Below are 4,228 nucleotides of genomic sequence, written 5' to 3' on the forward strand. Positions count from 1 at the left end.
TGGCGTGGGCGAACTCGCCGCTATCCGATGCCTATTTCGAGTTGTGGCACCTGGACGTCGGGTTTGACTTCGGGCCGCTGGGCCTGCACATGGACCTGCATCACTGGGTCAACGACGGCCTGATGGTCGTCTTCTTCTTCCTGATCGGCCTGGAGGTGCGTCAGGAGTTCGCCCACGGATCGCTCCGGGACCGCAGCCGTGCCGGTCTCGCCCTGATCGCGGGGGTCGCGGGTGTTGTGCTTCCCGCTCTGGTGTACGTCCTGCTCGTGGGGCTGGCCGGAGGTCAGGGCCTGCACGGGTGGGGTGCGGTGGTCGGCACCGATACGGCGTTCATGCTGGGCACCCTGGCGATCGTCGGTCCGCGGCTGTCCGGTCAATTGCGTGTGTTCCTGCTCACCCTGACCGTGGTCGATGACTTCCTCGCCGTGTCCATCATCGGCATCGTCTATAGCGAGGAGATCCGGGTCGTCCCGTTGTTGATCGCCCTCGCCAGTCTCGTTGCGCTGTGGTGGCTAGGGCGCACCCGCCAGTGGCGGGCAATGCCGTATGTGCTGATCGTGATCGTGCTGTGGCTCGCAACCGTGTATTCCGGCATCCATGCCTCTCTCGCCGGGATGGCCGCGGGGCTGCTGATCCCCGCCTATGCGACGCAACGTCACGGGGTCGTTGCGGCAAGACAACTGTTCCGCGACTTCTGGCAGTCGCCGAGTGCCGCATCGGCCCGCGCGGTGGACTGCGGGCTGTCCCGGGGTATCTCGGTGAACGAGCGATTGCACGAGTTCCTGCGGCTGCCGACGGCGCTGCTGATCGTGCCGATCTTCGCCTTGGCGAACGCCGGGGTGGACGTGCGTGGCGGGCTGCTCGCCGAGGCCTTTGGCTCGCCAGTCACGTGGGGCGTCATCGCAGGGCTCGTGCTCGGCAAGCTCTTGGGCATCGGGCTCACCACGCTCGTCGCCGTCCGTCTCGGCCTGGGCCGGCTGCCCGAGGGCGTCGGGGTGGGGAGCGTGTTCGGTGGGGCGGCGCTGTCCGGGATCGGCTTCACCGTGTCGCTGCTGATCATCGGGCTCGCGTTCGGCACGACCTCCGACCTGGGCCGCCAGGCGACGGTCGGCGTGCTCGTGTCGATGGTGTTCGCCACGTTGCTCGGGTGGCTGATCTTCAAGGTCGCCGCCCAGCGGTGGGGTGAGAAGACCGCTGACCTGCCGATGGTGCTTGAGCCGCCGGTCGATCCGGAGATCGATCACATCCGCGGGCCGGAGGACGCCCAGCTCACACTCGTCGAGTACGTGGACTTCGAGTGCGCGTACTGTGCGCACGCCACCGGTTCGTGGGACGATCTTCGCGCCCACTTCGGTGACGACCTGCGGTATGTGGTGCGCCAGTTGCCGCACCACCCCCACGGGCCGATCGCCGCGCGGGCGTCCGAGGCGGCATCGAACCAGGGGATGTTCTGGCCGTGGCTGGACTTCGTGTTCACCCGTCAGCATGCGCTGGAGCGAGAGGACTTGATCGGCTACGCCGCCGAGCTGGGTCTTGACATCGATCGGTTCATCGCGGATCTCGACAGCCCCGCAGTGATAGAGCGTGTCGAGCGTGACCTCGTCAGCGCGGTCGCCAGCGGTGCGCACGTCACTCCTACGTTCTTCATCGAGGGTCGTCGTCTGCTCGGCAGTTACGACGCCCGCACTCTCACCGCAGTGCTCGAAGCCAGTCGCCGCGGCCCTCGCACTCAGGAAGTCCCGTCCTGAGTGGGGCGAACTACAGGATAAGAACATGCCAAGCAATTCTTTCGGTGAATCCTCTTGTACCGCTGCGGCCAGCGGCATGGTGGAAGTGCGCGGTGCGCGCGAGAACAACCTCAAGGAGGTGGACGTCTCCATCCCGCGTAACGCGCTGGTGGTGTTCTCGGGTGTCTCCGGCTCCGGCAAGTCCTCGCTGGCCTTCGGCACCATCTATGCCGAGGCCCAGCGACGCTACTTCGAGTCGGTGGCCCCCTATGCGCGGCGCCTGATCGACCAGGCGGGCGTGCCGGACGTAGATGCGATCGACGGCCTGCCACCAGCGGTGGCGCTGCAGCAGCAGCGGGGGTCCAGCAATGCGCGTTCCTCCGTGGGCAGTGTGACCACCCTGTCCAGCCTGGTGCGGATGATGTATTCGCGCGCCGGCGCCTATCCCGCCAATCAGCCGATGCTGTACGCCGAGGATTTTTCGCCGAACACGCCGCAGGGGGCGTGCCCGACCTGCCACGGCTTGGGTCATGTGTACGAGGTGTCCGAGGCGATCATGGTGCCCGACCCCTCCCTGAGCATCCGTGAGCGGGCGATTGCTTCCTGGCCCCCCGCCTGGCAAGGCCAGAACCTGCGCGACATCCTGGTCAGCATGGGCTACGACGTTGACCGACCGTGGAAGGACCTGCCGAAGAAGGATCGCGACTGGATTCTGTTCACCGAGGAAACACCGACGGTGCCGGTGTACGCCGGCTTCACGCCCGCCGAAACCCGCGCCGCGCTCAAGCGCAAGATGGAGCCGAGCTACATGGGCACCTTCACCGGCGCCAGGCGCTACGTGCTGCACACCTTTGCCAACACCCAGAGCGCGTTGATGAGAAAGCGCGTGTCCCGGTTCATGGAGGGCAAACCGTGCCCCACCTGCCACGGCAAGCGGCTCAAGCCCGAGGCGCTGTCGGTCACCTTCGCCGGCGTGGACATCGGCGCGTTCATGCAGATGCCGCTGGACCAGTTGGCGGCCTTGCTCGAACCCATCGCCCAGGGCGATTTCCGCGCCCATGCAGCGGGGGCGGCTACGGACAAGGAAGCGACCCGACGCGACCGTGCCGAACGCGCGGCCTCCGGCCGCGCCGTCCATGCGGTATCGCCCGACGTGCGCCGCACCTCGGCGCTATCGGAAGAAAAGCGCCTCGCCGCGCAGCGCCTGGCCGGTGGCGTGATGGCACGCCTGCGCCAACTGCGTGGGCTGGGCCTGGGCTACCTGACGCTGGACCGGGCCACGCCGACGCTTTCGGCCGGCGAGTTGCAGCGCCTGCGGCTGGCCACGCAATTGAGTTCCCTGCTGTTCGGTGTCGTGTACGTGCTCGACGAGCCCTCCGCGGGCCTGCACCCCTCCGATAGCCAGGCCCTGTACGACGCGCTCGACCGGCTGCGCGACGCCGGCAACTCGGTGTTCGTGGTGGAGCACGACTTGGACCTGATGCGCCGCGCGCAATGGCTGGTGGATGTCGGGCCGGATGCTGGGGAGCGTGGCGGCCGCGTGCTCTACAGCGGCGAGCCGGATGGCCTGCGCAAGATTGCCGAATCGCGTACTGCACGCTACCTGTTCGATGAGATCCCCGCGCCGGGAAGCCGGGCACGCGAAGCGACCGGCTGGCTGGAGCTGCAGGACATTCACCGCCACAACCTGCATGGCGTGAATGCGCGCATTCCGCTGGGCGTGCTGACGGCCGTCACCGGCATCTCCGGCTCGGGCAAGTCCAGCCTCGTCGCGCAGGCCCTGCCGGAGCTGGTGCTGCTGCACCTGGGCCACGAGCCGGAAGACGATGTAGCCGAAAGCGCCACCAGCGAAGGGCCGGCAGTGATCGAAGCGACCGGCGGCCATCTGGCGGGCGACGTGGACGCCGTACAGCGTCTGGTGCAGGTGGACCAGAAACCGATCGGGCGCACGCCGCGGTCGAACCTGGCCACCTACACGGGCCTGTTCGACCATGTGCGCAAGCTGTTCGCTGCCACGCCCGATGCTCGACGCCGCCGCTATGATGCCGGACGGTTCTCGTTCAACGTCGCCAAGGGGCGCTGCGAGACTTGCGAGGGCGAGGGTTTCGTTAGCGTGGAACTGCTGTTCATGCCCAGCGTGTACGCGCCGTGCCCGACCTGCCATGGCGCGCGCTACAACGAGGCCACGCTGAAGGTGCAGTGGAACGGGCGCAACATCGCCGAGGTGCTGCAGATGACCGTGGACGAGGCCAGCGAATTCTTCGCGGGTGAAGACGCGGTGGCAAGGCCCCTGCAACTGCTGCGCGACATCGGACTGGGCTATCTGCGCCTGGGACAACCAGCCACTGAGCTTTCCGGTGGCGAGGCGCAGCGCATCAAGCTGGCGACCGAGCTTCAGCGCAGCCAGCGCGGCCGAAGCCTGTACGTGCTCGACGAGCCGACTACCGGGCTGCATGCGTCGGACGCCGACCGGCTGCTGGTGCAGTTGCAGCGCCTGGTCG

General features: G+C 67.5%; 2 protein-coding genes. Both read left to right on the forward strand.

The genetic code is table 11. The features are described from left to right. Nucleotides 1-1,748: Na+/H+ antiporter NhaA (gene nhaA, locus CQW31_RS30590; RefSeq protein WP_099816115.1), on the forward strand; the 1,748-nt coding region annotated here is incomplete at its 5' end. A gap of 25 nt (nt 1,749-1,773) precedes the next feature. Next, nucleotides 1,774-4,228, forward strand: a 2,455-nt coding sequence (locus CQW31_RS30595; protein ID WP_099816116.1) for an excinuclease ABC subunit UvrA, incomplete at its 3' end; no start/stop codon positions are given.

This window comes from Pseudomonas sp. 382, assembly GCF_002759075.1.
Taxonomy (GTDB): Bacteria; Pseudomonadota; Gammaproteobacteria; order Pseudomonadales; family Pseudomonadaceae; genus Aquipseudomonas; species Aquipseudomonas vlassakiae.